This is a genomic window from Streptomyces sp. CA2R106, from assembly GCF_037034245.1.
Lineage (GTDB): Bacteria > Actinomycetota > Actinomycetes > Streptomycetales > Streptomycetaceae > Actinacidiphila.
This window is the reverse complement of record NZ_JBAGKC010000048.1, coordinates 1-20,659: the sequence shown is the minus strand read 5'-3', so window position 1 is coordinate 20,659 and position 20,659 is coordinate 1. Positions and strand designations below refer to the sequence as shown.

Here is a 20,659-nt window from a genome sequence, read left to right as displayed (position 1 = left end):
GTCGGTCAGAATTCGGCGTGGGCGAGAAGCGCGCGGACCGTCGCCCCGTCCCGCAGGAGGTCGGCATGGCCGATATCGATCGGTATGCGGCGGCCAATTGTCGCGGTGGCGTTCACGACGGTGGTGGCGCCGGTTTTCTCCAATTCGGCGTAGTCGGCCGAAGTGAAGCCGATGGCGCCTTCCCAGGCCTTGCCGGGATCGACCTCGGAGGAGGCCGCGAGCCAGGTCATGTACGACTCGAAAAGCAGCACCATCTCTTCGCAGCGGGACTCCGAGAGCCCGATCCGCCGGAACGCGGAACTGGCCATGCCCCGGTACAGGTCGACCATCTGCCCGGCCGCGTCGGCCATCTTGATGGACGGCGCGGCGACGATCTCGCCGGCCTGCTTGCGGCCCTGCTCCGCCTCCTCGGCGGTGAGCACCGGGCCGGCCTGCCCGATCATCTTGTGCATCTCCGACTCCAGCAGTTGCAGGTCGGCGAGTTGCGCGTCGAAGAGCAGGATCTGCGGCATCCGGCCGTGGATCTCGGCCAGCCGCTCGGCGACCTTGCCGGCGTACACGGAGCCGACGCAGTACCCGAGTACCGCCTTGACCTCGTACTTCTCCCAGTCCCCCGCGTGCATCCAGTGCTCGGTGTAGGAGTCGCCGGTCGGGCGGTCGGCCAGCCGCACCGGCGGCGGCGAGGTCTGGAGCACGCCCAGGCCCGACCAGTCGGCGCCCATGCCCGCGACGAGGTCCTCGAAGCCCGCCTCGTGGCGCCCGGCCGCGGGGAAGTCGACGCCGAGTACGAGCGCGTTCGAGGCGGGCTCGGCGATGACGCTCCAGGCACTCTCGTTCGGCACTTTTTCATCCCATCATCGGAGTTTGGCTTGCCTGCGTCCCGCACCACGGCATGCCGCACCGAGGAGCGAGAACCGGTCGGACGTCGGTTTCTCCCGGATGTCCGGGAACCTCTCACCGGTCTTCGGGAGTGCCTTCCCGAAGGGCGGCCGCAAGCTCACCGAGCAGGAACTCCGCGATGGCTTCCGGCATATAGAGGTCATAGACGAAGCCCTCCGGGAGTGTAAGTCCAGTCAGCTCGTTCATCCTTTCCCGCAGTTGAACGGCCGACATGGAGGTCATACCGAGTTCGAAGACATCGGCGTACTGCGGTACGGCGTCGCAGGTGTCGTATCCGAGCAGCACCGCGATCTCCTGCCGGACCAGCTCGCTCAGCAGTTCCTGGCGCTCCGCCGGAGTGACCTCGGCCAGGCGCTGCCGCCAGTGCGCGCCGCCGTCGGACGTGCCCTGCTCCCCGGCGCCGTCGCCGCCGTCCGCGGGAGTGCCGGCGGGACTGCCGGAAGGCCCGGCGGCGGGCCCGGCGGGGGCGTCCGCGGCGCTCTCGCGGCGCCAGGCGGCCAGCCGCTCCAGCACCGCGCCGAGCGGCATGTCCGCCCGCAACGGCTCGCCCGCGCCGAGCAGTTCGGTCAGCGCGGCCATGTCCTGCTCGGCCAGCGCGGCCCAGAACCGCTGCTCGCCGGGCGAGGCCGCACCGGCGGCGGACGGCGCGGGAGCAGCCGGGGCGGCCGGAGGCTGCGGCCAGTACCGCTGCCGCTGGAAGGCGTACGTGGGCAGGTCGACCCGGCGTCCGCCGCCCAGCACCGCCGCCCAGTCCACGCTGACGCCCCGCACGTACAGCGCGGCCAGCGCCGAGGTGAACGTCCGCAGCCCGCTCCCCGCGCCGTGCAGGGTCGCGGTGACGACGGGGGCGCCCTCGCGGTCGCCCGCGCCGCGCTCCGCGGCCGCCGCGGCCTGCGCCAGGGCGGCGGTCACCTGCGGGTCGGGGCCGACCTCGACGTACGCGCCGTACCCCGCTGCCACCAGCGCCTGGGCCAACGCGTCCGCGGGAAGGGCGGGTTCCTCCCGCGCGTCGGGCAGCCAGTGCCCGCCGTCCAGGGCCGCGCCGTCCACCCAGTCCATGGCGCGGGTGGAGAACAGCGGCACCGTCCCGGCCCGCGGGCGCACCGCGGCGGCGCGGTCACCGGGCCGCGCGGCCAGTTCCGCCGCCTCCTCAGCGGTCAGCACGCCGGCCACCTGGGCGGCGGCGATCTCGCCGACACCGTGCCCGGCGACCGCGGCCGGGTGCACACCGGCGGAGCGCCACAGCGCGGCGAGCGACACCAGCACCGCCCACAGCAGGGGACGGCGGACCTGCGGATCGCCGAGCGCGGGGCTGTCGTCGCCGGCCCGCAGCACCTCGGCCGCCTTCCAGTCGACATACGGCGCCAACGCCCGCTCGCAGTCGGCGATCCGGTCGGCGAAGACCGGCGACCGGTCCAGCAGCGCCGCCGCGGCGTCGAACCGCAGGGCGCCGGCGAGGTCCGCGCCGCCGCCGGTGCCCGCGGTGTCGCCGGTGCCCGCGGTGTCGCCGGGGAAGACGAACAGCGCCTTGCGGCCCGCCGTGGCGCAGCCGGTCGCCACGTCCCTGGTCTGCACCCCGGCGGCGGCCACCGCGAGGCCCGCCAGCAGCGCGTCCCGGTCCGCGCCCTGCACCACCGCGCGGTGGTCGAAGGCGGTGCGGGTGGTGGCCAGCGAGAACGCGACGTCCAGGGCGTCCGCCTCGGGGTGGGCGAGCAGGAACTCGCGCAGCCGGGCCGCCTGGGCCCGCAGCGCCTCGGGGGTGCGGGCGGACAGCGGCAACGGCAGGGCCGGCAGCGGCCCGGGGCCGGCCGGGCGGTCCGGCGCGGCAGCGCGCGCCGGCCCCGCGGGAGCCCCGGCGGGCGGCACGGGGGCCTCTTCGAGGATGACGTGGGCGTTGGTGCCGCTGATCCCGAACGAGGAGACGCCCGCGCGGCGGGGCCGGTCCGCGGCGCGCCACGGCACGGGGTCGGTGAGCAGCCGCACCTCACCGGAGGCCCAGTCCACGTGCGGGGACGGCGCGTCCACGTGCAGGGTGCGGGGCAACTGCTCGTGCCGCAGCGCCAGCACCATCTTGATGACCCCGGCGACACCGGCGGCGGCCTGGGTGTGGCCGATGTTGGACTTGACCGAGCCCAGCCACAGCGGCCGGTCCTCGGGGCGGTCCTGGCCGTAGGTGGCCAGCAGCGCCTGCGCCTCGATGGGGTCGCCCAGCTTGGTGCCGGTGCCGTGGGCCTCCACCGCGTCGACGTCGGCGGGCGTGAGGGCCGCGTTGGCCAGCGCGGCGCGGATGACGCGCTGCTGGGCGGGGCCGTTGGGGGCGGTCAGGCCGTTGGAGGCGCCGTCCTGGTTGATGGCCGAGCCGCGCAGCACCGCCAGGACCGGGTGCCCGTTGCGGCGGGCGTCCGACAGCCGCTCGACCACGAGCATCCCGGCGCCTTCGGCGAAGCCGGTGCCGTCGGCCGCCGCGGCGAACGCCTTGCAGCGGCCGTCGGCGGCCAGACCGCGCTGCCGGGAGAACTCCACGAAGGTGCCGGGGGTGGCCATGACCGTCACCCCGCCGGCCAGGGCGAGCGAGCACTCCCCCGCCCGCAGCGACTGCGCGGCCAGGTGCAGCGCCACCAGCGCCGACGAGCAGGCGGTGTCCACGGTGACGGCCGGGCCCTCCAGCCCGAAGCTGTAGGCGAGGCGGCCCGACAGGATGCTGGTGGCGATCCCCGTCATCAGGTGCCCCTCGGACTCGCTGTCGCCGTGGGCGAGCACGCTCATCTCGTAGCCGGAGGTGTAGCCGCCGACGAAGGTGCCGGTGGGGCTGGAGCGCAGCGTGGACGGGTCGATGCCGGACCGTTCGAACGCCTCCCAGGACAGTTCCAGCAGCAGCCGCTGCTGCGGGTCCATGGCCAGCGCCTCGCGCGGGCTGATCTCGAAGAAGCCGGCGTCGAAGGCGCTGGCGTCCTGCACGAACCCGCCGGCCCTGGTGTAGGAGGTGCCGCTGTGCGCGGCGTCCGGGTCGTACAGCCCCGCCAGGTCCCAGCCGCGGTCGGTGGGGAACTCCGAGATCGCGTCGGCGCCTTCGGCGAGGGTGCGCCACAGGTCCTCGGGGCTCGCCATGCCGCCGGGGAAGCGGCAGCTCATGCCGACGATGGCGATCGGGTCGTCCTGCGGCGCGGCCTGCGCCGGGGCGGGGGCGGTCGCGATGCTCGGGCCGGGGGCCGCGGCGCCGGCGGTGTCGGAGTCGGCGAGGCGGCCGCGGAGGTGGCCGGCGAGTGCGGCCGGGGTGGGGTAGTCGAAGACGAGCGTGGCGGGCAGCCGCAGACCGGTCGCGCTGCTCAGCCGGTTGCGCAACTGGACGGCGGTGAGCGAGTCGAAGCCGAGGTCGGTGAAGGCGCGGCCCGGCTCGACCGCCTCCGCCGAGGCGTGTCCCAGGACCGCGGCGACATGGGCCCGCACCAAATTCAGCAGCAGTTCGTCGCGTTCGGCGGCGGGCAGCGCGGCCAGTTGCCGCTGGAGCGGGTCCGCGCCGCTGTCGCCGGCTCCGGCGGCGCTGCGGCGTCCGGTGCCCGCGGTGACCAGCGCCCGCCACAGCGGCGGCACCTCGGCGGCGGTGGCGGCTTGGGCGCGCAGGGCCGCCAGGTCCAGGCGGGACGGCACGAGCAGCGCCTCGTCCCGGTTCAGGCAGTGGTCCAGCAGGCCGAGGGCCTCCCGGGCGCTGAGCCCGACCGCGCCGCCGCGGGACATGCGGGAGCGGTCGGCGTCCGTCAACTGCCCGGTGAGGCCGCTGGTGTCCGCCCACAGGCCCCAGGCCAGCGACGTGCCGGGCAGCCCGGCGGCCCTGCGGTCGGCGGCGAGGGCGTCGAGGAAGGCGTTGGCGGCCACGTAGTTGCCCTGCCCGGGCACCCCGAACGCCGCCGCCGAGGACGAGAACAGCACGAAGTCCTCGAGGCCGGGGGCGAGTTCCCGGGTGAGCTCGTGGAGGTTCCAGGCACCGCCGGCCTTGGGGCGCATCACGCCCGCCACCCGCTCGGGGGTCAGCGAGGCCAGCGTGCCGTCGTCCAGCACCCCGGCGGTGTGCACCACGGTCCGCAAGCCGGCCCGCGCCGGCACCGCGGCGAGCACGGCGGCCAGGTCGCCGCGGTCGGCGGTGTCGCACGCCACCACCTCGACGGCCGCGCCCGACCCGGCGATATCCGCGGCCAGTTCGGCCGCACCGGCGGCGCCGGGACCCGAACGGCTGGTCAGCACCAGGTGGTCGGCCCGGCCCGTCGCCGCCAGGTGGCGCGCCACCAGCCCGCCGAGCGTGCCCGTCCCGCCGGTGACCAGTGCGCAGCGGGCACCGAACTCCTCCGGCCGCGGCAGGCCCGCGGCCGGCTCGGCGGCGCGGTCCGCGGGGCGTTCAACTGCCGTCGTGGCGCGGGATGGACGGGTCAGCCGCCGCCCGTGGACAGCGCCGCCGCGGATCGCCAGGTCTGGCTCTCCGCTGCCCAGGGCCTCCGGCAGCAGGGAGATCTGCTCCGCGGTGCCCTGGGCCGGGAGGTCCACGAGGACCAGCCGGTCCGGGTGCTCGGCCTGCGCGGACCGCGCCAGACCGGCGAGCGCGGCGGCCGGCAGGTCCGGTACGCCCTCGGCGGCCGTGACGGCGGCCCCGCCGCGGGTCAGCAGCACCAGGCGGGTGTCGTTCAGGTGCTCCTCGGCCAGCCACTCCTGCAACAGGCGCAGCGTCCCGCCCGTGGCGCGGGTCGCGGCCGCCGCCGGGTCGCTGCTGCCGTCGTCCTCGGCCCCGGCACAGGCCACGACGACAGCGGGCCGGTACTCCCCGCCCGCCACCGCGGCGGCGACATCGCCAGGCGTAGCGAAGCTCCGCGGCGCCGTCCCCGCGCTGCCGAGCGCCTCGGCGGCACCGAAGCGGTCGGCGCCGAGCAGCGCCCACTCCCCGGCCGGGGGCCGCGCCCCGGCCAGCCGGACCCACTCCACGGTGAACAGGGCGTCCAGCGCGGCGCTGTCGGGGGCGGCGAGGTGGCCGTCGGCCACCGGGCGGGTGATGAGCGACGCGACGGAGACCACGGGCTGCCCCGTCGGGTCCGCGGCGGTGAGGGACAGTACGCCGTCAGGGTCGCGGCGCAGCCGGGCCCGCAGCACCGAGGCGCCCGAGGCGTGCAGTTCGACGCCCGTCCAGGCGAACGGCAGCCGCACCGGCCCGGGTTCGGCCGGAGCGTCCGCGCCGAGCAGGACCCCGGCGTGCAGGACCGCGTCGAGCAGCGCGGGGTGCAGGCCGAAGGCGGCCGCGTCCTGCGCCGCTTCCTCGGGGAGCGCCACCTCGGCGAAGACGTCCTCACCGCGCCGCCACGCCGCCCGCAGGCCCTGGAACGCCGGGCCGTAGCCGTACGGGCCCTCGTTCGCGGCCTCGTACAGTCCGGAGACGTCCACGGCCGCGGCCCCGGCAGGCGGCCATACCGCGAAGTCCTCGTCGGCATCGGCGAGTTCGGCGGCGGGCGCGAGCAGGCCGCTCGCGTGCTGCGTCCAGCTCTGCGCGGAGTCGGCGGTGGCGGCGGGGTCGGCGTTGTCGGGGCGGGAGAACACCTCGACGGTCCGGCGGCCCTCGGTGTCCGCCTCGGCGAGCACCACTTGGAGCCGGACTGCCGTGCCGTCGGCGGGCAGGACGAGCGGCGTCTGAAGCGTCAGCTCCTCCAGCACCCCGCAGCCGACCTGGTCACCGGCGCGCACGGCCAACTCCACGAAGCCCGTGCCGGGCAGCAGCACCACTCCGCCCACGGCGTGGTCCGCCAGCCAGGGATGGGTCCGCACCGACAGGCGGCCGGTGCACACCAGCCCCGCGCCGCCCGCGAGTTCGACGGCCGCGCCCAGCAGCGGGTGGCCCACCGCCCCGAGGCCGAGGGCCGCCGGGTCACCGCTGGGGGCGGCGCCGGCCGGCTTCGGCCAGAACCACTCGTGCTGGAAGGCGTACGTCGGCAGCTCTACCAGGTCACCGGCGGGCAGGACAGCGCGCCACTCGACCGGCGCGCCGTGGACATACGCCTCGGCGAGCGAGGCGAGCAGGCGCTCCGCGCCGCCGTCGTCGCGGCGCAACGTCGGGCAGACGGCGGCGGGTTCGGCACCCGGGCCCGCTTCCCGCGCGACCTCTTCCAGGGTGTCGTTCATCGCACCCATGAGGACGGGGTGCGGGGTGACCTCTACGAAGAGCTGGTGGCCGCGGCCGGCCAACGTCCGCACCGCACGGTCGAAGTGGACCGTCGCGCGGAGGCTGCGGAACCAGTAACCGGCGTCCAACTCCTCGCCGATCAGGGTCTCGCCGGTCATCGCCGACACCATCGGAACCCGGCCGCGACGCGGACTGATCCCCGCCAGAACGGACGTGATCTCGTCCTCCAGGCGGTCCACCTGCGCCGAGTGGGAGGCGTAATCCACCGCCACCATCCGGGCCCGAGTGCCCTCGGCCTCGAACTCCGCCTTCAACTCCTCCAACGCACCCGGCTCACCCGACACCACCACCGCCGACGGACCGTTGACCGCCGCCAACGCCACGGTGTCCCCGAACCGGCCCAACCGCTCCTCGACCTGTTCGGCAGACCTGCTGACCGACAGCATCCCGCCCGCACCCGCCAACACCTTCAGCGACTGCGACCGCAACGCCACCACACGGGCACCGTCCTCCAGCGACAGCATCCCGGCGACCGTGGCGGCGGCGATCTCACCCTGCGAGTGACCCACGACAGCCTCGGGCGACACTCCGGCGGCTTCCCAGACTGCGGCCAAGGACACCATGACGGCCCACAACGCCGGCTGCACCACATCAGCCGCCTCAAGCGCCGGGGCGCCTTCCGCACCCGCCAACACGTCATGCAGCGACCACTCCACATACGGCGCCAACGCCGCCGCACACTCCGCAAGACGAGCCGCGAACACCGGCGACACCGACGCCAGCTCACGCCCCATCCCCACCCACTGCGAACCCTGACCCGCGAACGCGAACACCGGACGCCCCACGGCACGCGCCGTACCCGACACCACCGCACCCGACGGCACACCCGCCGCCAAACTCTCCAACCCGCCCACCAACGCGGCCCGATCACCACCCACCACCACCGCCCGGTGCTCGAAAGCCGAACGCGTCGCCGCCAACGACCACGCCACGTCAACGGGTTGCAGGTCGGGGCGGGCCGAGACCCACTCCCCCAGCCGCTCCGCCTGCGCGGCCAGTCCCGCCGCCGAACGGCCCGACACCAGCCACGCACCAGCACGGTCGCCCGACAGCACCGGCAGCCCGCCCGCCATGCCGTCGGGCTCCGAAGCGGCCGCCTCGGCCTCCTCGGGCTCCGGCGCCGGGGCCTCCTCCAGGATGACGTGGGCGTTGGTGCCGCTCAGGCCGAAGGAGGACACCCCGGCCCGCCGTACGCGCTCCCCGCCGGGCCACGGCACCGGTTCCGTCAGCAGCCGGACCTCCCCGGCGCTCCAGTCCACGTGCGGGGAGGGCTCGTCGGCGTGCAGGGTGCGGGGCAGCGCATTGTGCTGCAACGCCAGCACCATCTTGATCACGCCGGCGACACCGGCGGCGGCCTGCGTGTGGCCGATGTTGGACTTCACCGAACCCAGCAGCAGCGGCCGCCCCTCGGGACGGTCCTGGCCGTAGGTGGCCAGCAGCGCCTGCGCCTCGATCGGGTCACCCAGCGTCGTACCGGTGCCGTGCGCCTCCACCACGTCCACATCGGCCGTGCTCAGGCCGGAGTTGGCGAGCGCCGCCCGGATCACGCGCTGCTGCGAAGGGCCGTTGGGCGCCGTGAGGCCGTTGGACGCGCCGTCCTGGTTGACCGCAGAACCCCGCAGCACCGCAAGGACCTTGTGGCCCTTGCGCCGCGCGTCCGAGAGCCGTTCGACCACGAGCATGCCCGTGCCCTCGGCGAAGCCCATGCCGTCGGCGCCGGCGCCGAACGCCTTGCACCGGCCGTCCACGGCCAGGCCGCGCTGCTGGCTGAACCCGATGATGCCGTCCGGGGTGGAGATGATCGTGGTGCCGCCCGCGAGGGCCAGGGAGCACTCCCCGGCCCGGACCGCCTGGGCGGCGAGGTGCAGCGCGACGAGGGACGACGAGCAGGCCGTGTCCACCGTCACCGCGGGGCCCTCCAGGCCGAGCGCGTAGGAGATCCGGCCGGACAGGACGCTGGTGGCGAAGCCGGTGGTGGCGTTGCCCTCGCTGCCGTCGCCCGCGGCGGCCAGGCCGATGCCGTAGGCCGAGGCGAAGCCGCCGACAAAGACGCCGGTCTGGCTGCCGCGCAGCGACGACGGGTCGATGCCGGCCCGCTCCAGCGCCTCCCAGGATGCCTCCAGGATCTGCCGCTGCTGCGGGTCCATGGCCAGCGCCTCGCGCGGGCTGATCCCGAAGAAGTCGGCGTCGAAGCCGCCGGCGTCCGCGACGAAGCCGCCGTCGGTCGCGTAGGAGGTGCCCACGCTGTCGGGGTCCGGGTCGTAGAGGCCGTCGATGTCCCAGCCGCGGTCCTCGGGGAAGCGGGCGACGGCGTCCTTCCCGTCGGCGAGCAGCCGCCAGAACGCGTCGGGGTCGTTGGCGTCGCCGGGGAAGCGGCAGGCGAGGCCGACGATGGCGAGCGGGTCGCCGGAAGCGGCCTGGGCGGTGGGGAGTTGGGGCGGCGCCGCGGCCTGCCCGTCGCCGTCGCCGATGATGCGGGACCGCAGGTGGCCGGCGAGTGCGAGCGGGTTGGGGTAGTCGAAGACGAGGGTGGCGGGCAGCCGCAGCCCGGTCGCCGTGGTGAGGCGGTTGCGCAGTTCGACGGCGGTGAGCGAGTCGAAGCCGAGGTCGGTGAAGGCGCGGCCGGGATCGACCGCCTCCGCCGAGGCGTGCCCGAGGACGGCCGCGACATGGGTGCGGACCAGGCCGGTCAGCAGCCGTGTCCGGTCCTGCTCCGGGAGGCCGGCCAGTTGCTGGTGCAGCGCGTCGGCACTGCCGCCGCCGGCACCGGCGGCGGTCCGCCGTCCGGCGCCGACCAGCGCCCGCCACAGCGGCGGGATCTCCGCGCTCCGGGCTGCCTGGGCGCGCAGTCCCGCCAGGTCGAGCCGGGACGGCACCAGCGCCGCCTCGTCGGCGACCAGGCCGAGGTCCAGCAGCGCCATGCCTTCCTGCGCGGTCAGCGCGAGGGCGCCGTTGCGGGACATGCGGGACCGGTCGGCGTCCGTCAGCTGCCCGGTGAGGCCGCTCGCGTCGGCCCACAGGCCCCAGCCCAGCGCGATGCCGGGCAGTCCGGCGGCGCGGCGCTCGGCGGCGAGCGCGTCGAGGAAGGCGTTCGCGGCCACGTAGTTGCCCTGCCCGGGCACCCCGAACGCCGCCGCCGAGGACGAGAACAGCACGAAGTCCTCAAGGCCAGGGGCGAGTTCCCGGGTGAGCTCGTGGAGGTTCCAGGCACCGTCCGCCTTCGGCCGCAGCACCGTGGTGAGGCGGTCCGGGGTCAGCGACGCCACGGTGCCGTCGTCCAGCACGCCGGAGGTGTGGACCACGGTCCGTAGCGGGCGGCCGGCCAGGACGGCGGCGGTCGCCTCACGGTCGGCGACGTCGCAGGCCACGACGTCCACCGCGGCGCCGGATTCGGCGAGTTGCGCGGCCAGCGCCGCCGCTCCCTTGGCGGCTGGGCCCGAACGGCTGGTCAGCAGCAGCGCGTCCGCCCGGCCGGTGGCAGCCAGGTGGTGTGCGACCAGGCCGCCCAACGTGCCGGTGCCGCCGGTGACCAGCGCCGTACGGGCGGCGCGCGGGGCTGGTTGCGGGGGCCGAGCCGCGGAGAGGTGCGCGGACAGGAGCGCGGGCAGGGTCAGGACGATCTTCCCGGTGTGCCGGGCGTGCTGCATGTGGCGGAACGCGTCCGGTGCCCTGCGTACGTCCCACGCCCGCAGCGGCAGCGGCCGCAACTCGCCCGCGGCCAGCAGCTCCACGATCCCTTCGAGCATGGCACCCAGCGCGACGGGTCCCGCCTCCCCGAGGTCGAACGCCCGGTAGCGGACGCCCGGCAGTTCCCCGGCCACCTTGTCGGCATCGCGGACGTCGGTGCGTCCCATCTCCACGAAGCTGCCACCGCGCGGCAGCAACCGCAGCGAGGCGTCGGTGAGTTCACCGGCCAGCGAGTTCACCACGATGTCCACACCGGCCCCGTCGGTGGCCGCCAGGAACGCCGCCTCGAACCCGGCGTCACGCGACGACGCCCGGTGCGCCTCGTCGATGCCCATCTCCGCCAGCACCGGCCACTTCGCCGGACTCGCCGTGGCGAACACCTCAAGGCCCAGGTACCGCGCCAGTTGCACCGCCGCCATGCCCACACCGCCGGCGGCCGCGTGCACCAGCACCCGCTGCCCCGACTTCGCGTCGGCCAACTCCACCAGCGCGTACCAGGCCGTCAGGAACGCGGTCGGCACCGACGCCGCCTCGGCGAGGGTCCACGCGTCGGGGACGCGGACCAGCTGGCGGGCGTCGGTGACGAGGGACGGCCCGAAGCCGCCCTGCGCGACGCCCATCACCCGGTCACCGGGGGCGAGGCGGTCGACGCCTTCACCGACCTCCACCACGGTGCCGGCGATCTCGCTGCCCATCACGCCGCCGCCGGGATACATCCCCAGCGCGATCAGCACATCGCGGAAGTTCAGCCCCGCGGCGCCCACCGCGACCCGCACCTGCCCCGCCGCCGGTGCCTCCGAGACCTCCGGGGCGGAAACGGCCGACAGGCCCGCGAGCGAACCGCCCGCGTCCGGCTCCAGCCGCCACGGACCCTCCGGCACCACCAGCGCACCCGAAGGACGCGTCAGCCGGCGCCCATACACCTTGCCGTCCCGGACCGCCACTTCGGGCTCCCCGGCGGCGACGGCCTGCGGGAGTACGGCGGCCTGCTCGGCGGTGCGGGTGGCCGGGAGGTCGACCAGCAGCAGCCGGGCGTCCGGGTTCTCCGACTGCGCCGAGCGCACCAGCCCGGAGACGGCGGCGGCCGGCAGGTCGGCGACGCCCTCACCGGCGGAGACCGCGGTGGCCCCGCGGGTGAGGAGCACCAGCCGGGCGTCGCCGAGCCGTTCCTCGGCCAGCCACTGCTGGACCAGCCCCAGCGTCTCCCCGGTCGCACCGGCCGCGGCCCGGGCCGGGTCCGTGTCCTGCGCGTCGCCCCCGGCGCAGGACAGGACGACGGCGGGCGCGATGTCCCCGGTCTCCGCGGCGGCGGCCAGTTCGTCCAGGTCGGGGAAGGTCCGCACCGCCGTGCCGGACCGCGCCAACGCCTCGGCGGCGCCGTGCCGGTCGGCGCCGAGCAGGACCCACCCGCCGGCCGCTGTCTCACCGGCCGTTGCCTCGCCGCTGGTGATCGGCGTCCAGGCGACGCTGAACAGTGCGTCGGCCACGGCGGCACCGGCGGAGCCGAGGTGGTCCGCGGCCATCGGGCGGGTGACGAGGGAGGCCACGGAGAGCACCGGGCGGCCCTCCGGGTCGGCGGTGCGCACGGTCAGGGTGCCGTCGGCGTCGCGGCGCAGGCGGGCGCGGAGCACCGAGGCGCCGGAGGCGTGCAGTTCGACGCCGGTCCAGGCGAACGGCAGCCGCACCTCGTCGGCGGCGCCCTCGTTGCTGCCGCCCGTCAGGAACGCGGCGTGCAGGACGGCGTCGAGCAGGGCGGGGTGCAGGCCGAAGGCGGCCGCGTCCTGCGCCACTTCCTCGGGGAGCGCCACCTCGGCGAAGACGTCCTCGCCTCGCCGCCACGCCGCGCGCAGGCCCTGGAACGCCGGACCGTAGCCGTACGGGCCCTCGTTCGCGGCCTGGTAGAGACCGGAGACGTCGACGGCCGCGGCCCCGCGGGGCGGCCAGACGGCGAAGTCCGCGTCGGCCGCCGCGGGTTGCGCGGCGGGCGCGAGCAGGCCGCTCGCGTGCCGGGTCCACACCTGCGTCAGGTCCGGCGTGTCGGGGCGGGAGAACACCTCGACGGTGCGGCGGTCGTCCGTGCCGGCGCCGGCCAGCACCACCTGGATCTGGACGGCGCCACCGTCGGCGGGGAGCGTCAGCGGCGTCTGGAGGGTGAGTTCCTCCAGCAGGCCGCAGCCGACCTGGTCGCCGGCGCGGACCGCCAGTTCGACGTAGGCCGTGCCGGGCAGCAGCACCACGCCGCCGACGGCGTGATCGGCCAGCCACGGATGGGTGCGCACCGACAGGCGGCCGGTGCACACCGTGCCCGTCCCGCCGGCCAGTTCGACGGCCGCGCCCAGCAGCGGATGGTCCACCGCCCTGAGTCCGAGGGCCGCCGGGTCACCGCTGGGGGCGGCCCCGGTCGCCTTCGGCCAGAACCACTCGTGCTGGAAGGCGTACGTCGGCAGCTCTACCAGGTCACCGGCGGGCAGGACGGACGTCCAGTCCACGGGGGCGCCGGCCGTGAACGCCTCGGCGAGCGAGGTCAGCAGGCGTTCGGTGCCGCCGTGGTCGCGGCGCAACGTCGGGCAGACGGCCGCGGGTTCAGCGCCGTGCCCGGCCTCCTGGGCCACGTCCTCCAGGGTGTCGTTCATGGCACCCATCAGGACCGGGTGCGGGGTGACCTCGACGAACAGCTGGTGGCCGCGGCCGGCCAGCGTCCGCACCGCACGGTCGAAGTGGACCGTCGCGCGGAGACTCCGGAACCAGTAGCCGGCATCCAATTCCTCACCGGTCAGGGTCTCGCCGGTCATCGCCGACACCATGGGGACCCGGCCCCGACGAGGGTTGATGCCCGCCAGGACGGACGTGATCTCCGCCTCCAGGCGGTCCACCTGCGCCGAATGCGAGGCGTAATCCACCGCCACCATCCGCGCCCGGACACCCTCGTCCTCGAACTCCGCCTTCAACTCCTCCAGAGCTGCGGGCTCACCCGACACCACCACCGCAGACGGACCGTTCACCGCCGCCAACGCCACGCTCTCCCCGAACCGGACCAACCGCTCCTCAACCTGTTCGGCAGACCTGCTCACCGACAACATCCCACCCGCACCCGCCAACACCTTCAGCGACTGCGACCGCAACGCCACCACCCGCGCACCGTCCTCCAACGACAACATCCCCGCCACCGTCGCCGCCGCGATCTCACCCTGCGAATGCCCCACCACCGCCTCAGGAGCAACCCCGGCCGCCTCCCACACCGCCGCCAAAGACACCATCACCGCCCACAACGCCGGCTGCACCACATCAGCCGCCTCCAACACCGGAGCACCCTCAGCCCCCGCCAACACCTCATCGAGCGACCACTCCACATACGGCGCCAACGCCGCCGCACACTCCGCAAGGCGCGCCGCGAACACCGGCGACACCGACGCCAGCTCACGCCCCATCCCCACCCACTGCGAACCCTGACCCGCGAACGCGAACACCGGACGTACCTCCGCACGCCCCACCCCCGCCACCACCGCACCCGACGGCGTACCGGACCCCACACTCGCCAGACCCGCCACCAACCCGGCCCGGTCACCACCGACCACCACCGCCCGGTGCTCGAACACCGACCGGCTCGCCGCCAACGACCACGCCACATCCGCCGGTTCGAGACCCGGACGCCCGTCGACCCACTCCCGCAACCGCTCCGCCTGCGCGGCCAACCCCGCCGCAGAACGGGCGCTGACGACCCACGCCCGCGCACCGGAGACGACCCGCGGGGCGGCCGGGGCGGCGTCGGTGTCCGCTTCCTCGGTCTGCGCCGGGGCCTCCTCCAGCACCACGTGGGCGTTGGTGCCGCTCAGGCCGAAGGAGGACACGCCGGCCCGCCGTACGCGTTCCCCGCCGGGCCACGGCACCGGTTCCGTCAGCAGCCGGACGTCCCCGGCGCTCCAGTCCACGTGCGGGGAGGGCTCGTCGGCGTGGAGGGTCTGCGGGAGCTGCTCGTGCTGAAGTGCCAGCACCATCTTGATGACACCGGCGACACCGGCGGCCTGCTGGGCGTGGCCGATGTTGGACTTCACCGACCCCAGCCACATCGGACGGCCCTCGGGACGGTCCTGGCCGTAGGTCGCCAGCAGCGCCTGCGCCTCGATCGGGTCGCCCAGCGTCGTACCCGTGCCGTGCGCCTCCACCGCGTCCACGTCCGCGGTGGTCAGGTGGGCGCCGGCCAGCGCCGCGCGGATGACGCGCTGCTGCGAGGGGCCGTTGGGGGCGGTGAGCCCGTTGGACGCGCCGTCCTGGTTGACCGCCGAACCGCGCACCACCGCGAGGACCTTGTGGCCGTTGCGCCGGGCGTCCGACAGCCGCTCCAGGACGAGCATGCCGGCGCCCTCGCCCATGCCCATGCCGTCCGCGTCGGCGGAGAACGCCTTGCACCGGCCGTCCGCGGCCAGGCCGCTCTGGCGGGAGAAGCCGATGAGCCCGACGGGGGACGCCATGACGGTGGCGCCGCCGGCGAGCGCCAGCGAGCACTCCCCCGACCGCAGGGCCTGCGCCGCCAGGTGCAGCGCGACGAGGGACGACGAGCAGGCGGTGTCCACCGACACCGCGGGCCCCTGCAACCCGAGCAGGTAGGAGATGCGCCCCGACATCACGCTGACCGCGCCACCGGTCATCAGGTGCCAGTACAGGTCGTCGGTGTGCAGGGCCGGGTTGGCGTGGTAGTCGGAGGAGGCGACGCCGACGAACACGCCGGTCTGGGAGCCGCGGAGCGAGGTGGGCGACACCCCGGCGCGCTCCAGCGCCTCCCAGGACGTCTCCAGCAGCAGCCGCTGCTGCGGGTCCATCGCGAGCGCCTCGCGCGGGCTGATCCCGAAGAAGTCGGCGTCGAAGCCGCCGACGTCCTGGAGGAAGCCGCCCTCGGCCACGGGCGAGGCGTCCGGGTGGTCCGGGTCGGGGTCGTGGACGCTGTCGGCGTTCCAGCCCCGGTCGGTGGGGAAGCCGGAGATGGCGTCCCCGCCGGCGGACAGCAGCCGCCACAGGTCCTCGGGCGTGCTGACCCCGCCCGGGTAACGGCAGCTCATGCCGACGATCGCCAGCGGTTCCGACGCCGCCGAGACGAGCCGGCGGTTCTGCTGCCGCAGCCGCTCGGTCTCCTTCACGGAGGCACGCAGCGCTTCCAGGAGCTTGTCAGCCTGTCCGGTCATCGCTGCCTCCACGCATCGCACATCACCCATGTCCTTCGCGGCGCCGTCCGCGGTGTCCTCTCCGGCGTCGTCCGCGCCCGCACTCCGCGCGCCCTCACTCCGCGTCCCCCTCCAGGGCGAGGCGGATCAGGCTGTCGGCGTCCAGCGCGTCGATGTCGCCGCTCGGCTCCTCCTCGTCACCGAGCAGGGCGTCGTCGCGGACACCGGCGAGCCGCATCAGCGCGTCCATCAGCCCGGCCTCGCGGAACCTGGACAGCGGAACGGTCGCGAGCGCCGTGCGCAGTTTCTCCTCCGCGGCGTCCGGCGCGCTCTGTTCAACAAGCTCCGGCGCCAACTTCTCCAGCAGGAAGGCGGCGAGTTCCACGGTGTTGGGGTAGTCGAAGACCAGGGTGGCGGGCAGCCGCTGGCCGGTGGCCGTGGTGAGCCGGTTGCGCAGTTCGACGGCGGTCAGCGAGTCGAAGCCGAGGTCGGTGAAGGCGCGGCCCGCCTCGACCGTCTCCGTGGAGGTGTGCCCGAGGACGGCCGCGACGTGGGTGCGGACCAGGTCGGCCAGCAGCCGGGTGCGCTCCGCCTGCGTCAGTCCGGCCAGCTGCTGGCGCAGCGCGTCGGCGCTGCCGCCGCCCGTGCCGGCTCCGGCGGCGCTGCGCCGGCCGGTGCCCGCCGAGACCAGGGCCCGGAACAGCGGCGGGACCTGGGTGCCGCCGGCGGTCTGGGCCCGCAGCCCGGCCAGGTCGAGCTTGGCCGGCATCAGCAGCGCCTCGTCCCTGGCCAGGGCCAGGTCCAGCAGCGCCAGTCCCTCGCCGGCGGTGAGCGCGGTGACGCCGCCGCGCTGGATGCGCTTGCGTTCGGACGCGCTGAGCCGCCCGGTCAGTGCGCTCGCGTCGGCCCACATGCCCCAGGCCAGTGAGGTGCCGGGCAGTCCGGCGGCGCGGCGCTCGGCGGCGAGGGCGTCGAGGAAGGCGTTGGCGGCCACGTAGTTGCCCTGGCCGGGGCTGGAGAAGGCGGCCGCGGCGGAGGAGAAGAGCACGAAGTGGTCCAGGTCGAGTCCCCGGGTCAGCGTGTGCAGGTTCCAGGCGCCGTCCGCCTTCGGCCGCAGCACCGTGGTGAGGCGCTCCGGGGTCAGCGACGCCACCGTGGCGTCGTCGAGGAGTCCGGCGGTGTGGACCACGGTCCGCAGCGGGGCGTGGGCCGGGATGCCGGCGACCACGGCGGCCAGCTCTCCGCGCTCGGCGGCGTCGCAGGCCACCACGTCCACCGCGGCGCCGGATTCGGCGAGTTGCGCGGCCAGCGCCGCCGCTCCCTTGGCGGCGGGGCCCGAACGGCTGGTCAGCAGCAGCGCGTCCGCCCGGCCGGTGGTGGCCAGGTGGTGTGCGACCAGGCCGCCCAACGTGCCGGTGCCGCCGGTGACCAGCGCCGTACGGGCAGGGGCCGGGGTGACCCGCGGGGCCACGGCGGCTCCCGCGGGCAGGGTCAGGACGATCTTCCCGGTGTGCCGGGCGTGCTGCATGTGGCGGAAGGCGTCCGGTGCCCTGCGTACGTCCCAGGCCCGCAGCGGCAGCGGCCGCAACTCGCCCGCGGCCAGCAGCTCCATGACTCCTTCGAGCATCGCGGCCAGCGCGTCGGGGCCGGCCTCGGCGAGTTGGAAGGCCCGGTAGCGGACGCCGGGCTGCTCCGCGGCCACCTTGTCGGCGTCGCGGACGTCGGTGCGTCCCATCTCCACGAAGCTGCCACCGCGCGGCAGCAACCGCAGTGACGCGTCGGTGAGTTCACCGGCCAGCGAGTTCACCACGATGTCCACACCGGCCCCGTCCGTGGCCGCCAGGAACGCCGCCTCGAACCCGGCATCACGCGACGACGCCCGGTGCGCCTCGTCGATGCCCATCCCCGCCAGCACCGGCCACTTCGCCGGACTCGCCGTAGCGAACACCTCAAGGCCGAGATACCGCGCCAGTTGCACCGCCGCCATACCCACACCACCAGCGGCCGCGTGCACCAGCACCCGCTGCCCCGACTTCGCGTCGGCCAACTCCACCAGCGCGTACCAGGCCGTCAGGAAGGCGCTGGGGACGGTGGCCGCTTCGGCGAAGGACCAGCCGTCGGGGATGCGCACCAGGTGGCGGGCGTCGGTGACGGCCGTGGGCCCGAAGGCACCCTCGGCGAGGCCCATGACCCGGTCGCCCGGGACCAGCCGGCCGACGCCGTCGCCGGTGTCGAGGACCGTGCCGGCGATCTCGCTGCCCATCATGCCGCCGCCGGGGTACATCCCCAGCGCGATCAGCACGTCGCGGAAGTTCAGCCCCGCGGCGCCCACCGCGACCCGCACCTGCCCGGCCGCCGGTGCCTCCGAGACCTCCGGGGCGGAAACGGCCGACAGGCCCGCGAGCGAACCGCCCGCGTCCGGCTCCAGCCGCCACGGCCCCTCCGGCACCACCAGCGCCCCCGAAGGACGCGTCAGCCGCCGCCCGTACACCTTGCCGTCCCGGACCGCCAGCTCGGACTCCTCGCCACCCAGTGCCGTCGGCAGCAAGGCGGCGTACGCGGCGGAGCCGCCGGTCGGCAGGTCGACGAGGACCAGCCGGTCCGGGTTCTCCGACTGTGCCGACCGCACCAGCCCGGAAAGGGTGGCCGCCGGCAGGTCGGCGACGCCCTCACCGGCCGCGACGGCCACGCCGCCGCGGGTGAGGAGCACCAACCGGGCGTCGTCCAAGCGCCGTTCGGCCAGCCACTGCTGGACCAGCCCCAGCGTCTCCCCGGTCGCGCGGGCCGCAGCCCGGGCCGGGTCCGTGTCCTGCGCGTCGCCCCCGGCGCAGGACAGGACGACGGCGGGCGCGATGTCCCCTGCCTCCGCGGCGGCGGCCAGTTCGCCGATGCCGGGGAAGCGGCGGACCGGTGTGCCGGCTGCGGCCAGTGCCTCGGCCACGCCGAAGCGGTCGGTGCCCACCAGCGCCCACGCGCCGGTGACGGCCGCGCCCGGGGCGGCCTCGGCCCACTCGACCCCGAACAGCGCGTCGGCCGTCCCCGCGTCCGCGGAGCGCAGTTGCGCGGCCGGCACCGGGCGGGTGATGAGCGACGCGACGGACACCACCGGCTGGCCCGCCGGGTCCGCGGCGGTCACGACCAGTGCGCCCTGCGCGTCGCGGCGCAGCCGGGCGCGCAGCACCGAGGCGCCGGCTGCGTGCAGTTCGACGCCCGTCCAGGCGAACGGCAGCCGCACCTCGCCCGGTTCGTTCCGGTCCGTGCCCTCGACCAGGGCGGCGGCGTGCAACGCCCCGTCCAGGAGCGCCGGGTGGAGGGCGAAGGCGGCAGCGTCGGCCGCGGCGTCCTCCGGCAGCGCCACTTCGGCGAAGACGTCCGCACCGCGGCGCCACGCGGCCCGCAGGCCCTGGAAGACCGGGCCGTAGCCGTAGGCGTTCTCGCCCGCGGCCTGGTAGAGGCCGGAGACGTCGATCTCGGCGGCATCCCGCGGCGGCCACACCGCGAAGTCCGCCTCGGCCGCCGCTCCGCCCGCGGCGGGGGCGAGCACACCGGCGGCGTGCTGCGTCCACACCTGCGGCCCGTCGGAGGCGTCGGGGCGGGAGAACACCTCGACCGTCCGGCGGCCCTCGGCGTCCGCCTCGGCGAGCACCACCTGCACCTGCACCCCGCCATCGGCCGGCAGCACCAGCGGCGCCTGGAGCGTCAGCTCCTCCAGCACCCCGCAGCCCACCTGGTCACCGGCGCGCACCGCCAACTCCACGAAGCCCGTACCCGGCAGCAGCACGGCCCCGCCGACGGCGTGGTCGGCCAGCCACGGGTGCGTCCGCACCGAGAACCGGCCCGTGCACACCACCCCTGCGCCACCGGCCAGTTCGACGGCCGCGCCGAGCAGCGGGTGGCCCACCGCGCCCAGGCCGAGCGACACCGCGTCCCCGCCGAAGGCGGCCGCGGTCTGCTTCGGCCAGAAGCGCTCGTGCTGGAAGGCGTACGTCGGCAGCTCGACCTGCTGCCCGGCGGGCAGGACGGCACGCCAGTCGACGTCCGCGCCGCGGACGAAGGCTTCGGCGAGCGAGGTCAGCAGGCGTTCGGTGCCGCCGTGGTCGCGGCGCAACGTCGGGCAGACGGCGGCAGGTTCAGCGCCGTGCCCGGCCTCCTGGGCCACATCCTCCAGGGTGTCGTTCATGGCACCCATGAGGACGGGGTGCGGGGTGACCTCGACGAAGAGCTGGTGGCCGCGACCCGCCAACGTCCGCACCGCACGGTCGAAATGAACCGTCGCACGGAGACTGCGGAACCAGTAACCGGCATCCAACTCCTCGCCGGTCAGGGTCTCCCCGGTCATCGCCGACACCATCGGAACCCGGCCCCGACGGGGGTTGATCCCGGCCAGGACGGACGTGATCTCGTCCTCCAGGCGGTCCACCTGCGCCGAATGGGACGCGTAATCCACCGCCACCATCCGCGCCCGAGTGCCTTCGGCCTCGAACTCCGCCTTCAACTCCTCCAACGCCGCGGGCTCACCCGACACCACCACCGCCGAAGGCCCATTGACCGCCGCCAGCGCGACAGTGTCCCCGAACCGGACCAACCGCTCCTCAACCTCGCCCGCAGACCTACTGACCGACAACATCCCGCCCGCACCCGCCAACACCTTCAGCGACTGCGACCGCAACGCCACCACACGGGCACCGTCCTCCAGAGACAG

3 protein-coding genes are annotated in these 20,659 nt (G+C 75.4%); all 3 read right to left on the bottom strand.

The annotated features are described in order from the left end of the window. Positions 1–5: 5 nt before the first annotated feature. The 3 genes from WA788_RS34075 to WA788_RS34065 all read right to left on the bottom strand — a co-directional run bounded on the left by WA788_RS34075 (position 6) and on the right by WA788_RS34065 (position 20,653). Positions 6–842, bottom strand: a complete 837-nt coding sequence (locus WA788_RS34075) for a hypothetical protein (RefSeq protein ID WP_335984204.1) — start codon at positions 840–842, stop codon at positions 6–8. Between the two features lie 112 nt (positions 843–954). After that, complete coding sequence (locus WA788_RS34070) at positions 955–15,933, bottom strand: SDR family NAD(P)-dependent oxidoreductase (RefSeq protein ID WP_443034137.1); 14,979 nt, start codon at positions 15,931–15,933, stop codon at positions 955–957. Between the two features lie 139 nt (positions 15,934–16,072). Continuing rightward, positions 16,073–20,653 carry an SDR family NAD(P)-dependent oxidoreductase gene (locus tag WA788_RS34065; RefSeq protein ID WP_335984211.1) on the bottom strand — a complete coding sequence of 1,527 codons (4,581 nt, stop codon included), beginning with the start codon at positions 20,651–20,653 and terminating at the stop codon, positions 16,073–16,075. Positions 20,654–20,659 lie beyond the last annotated feature (6 nt).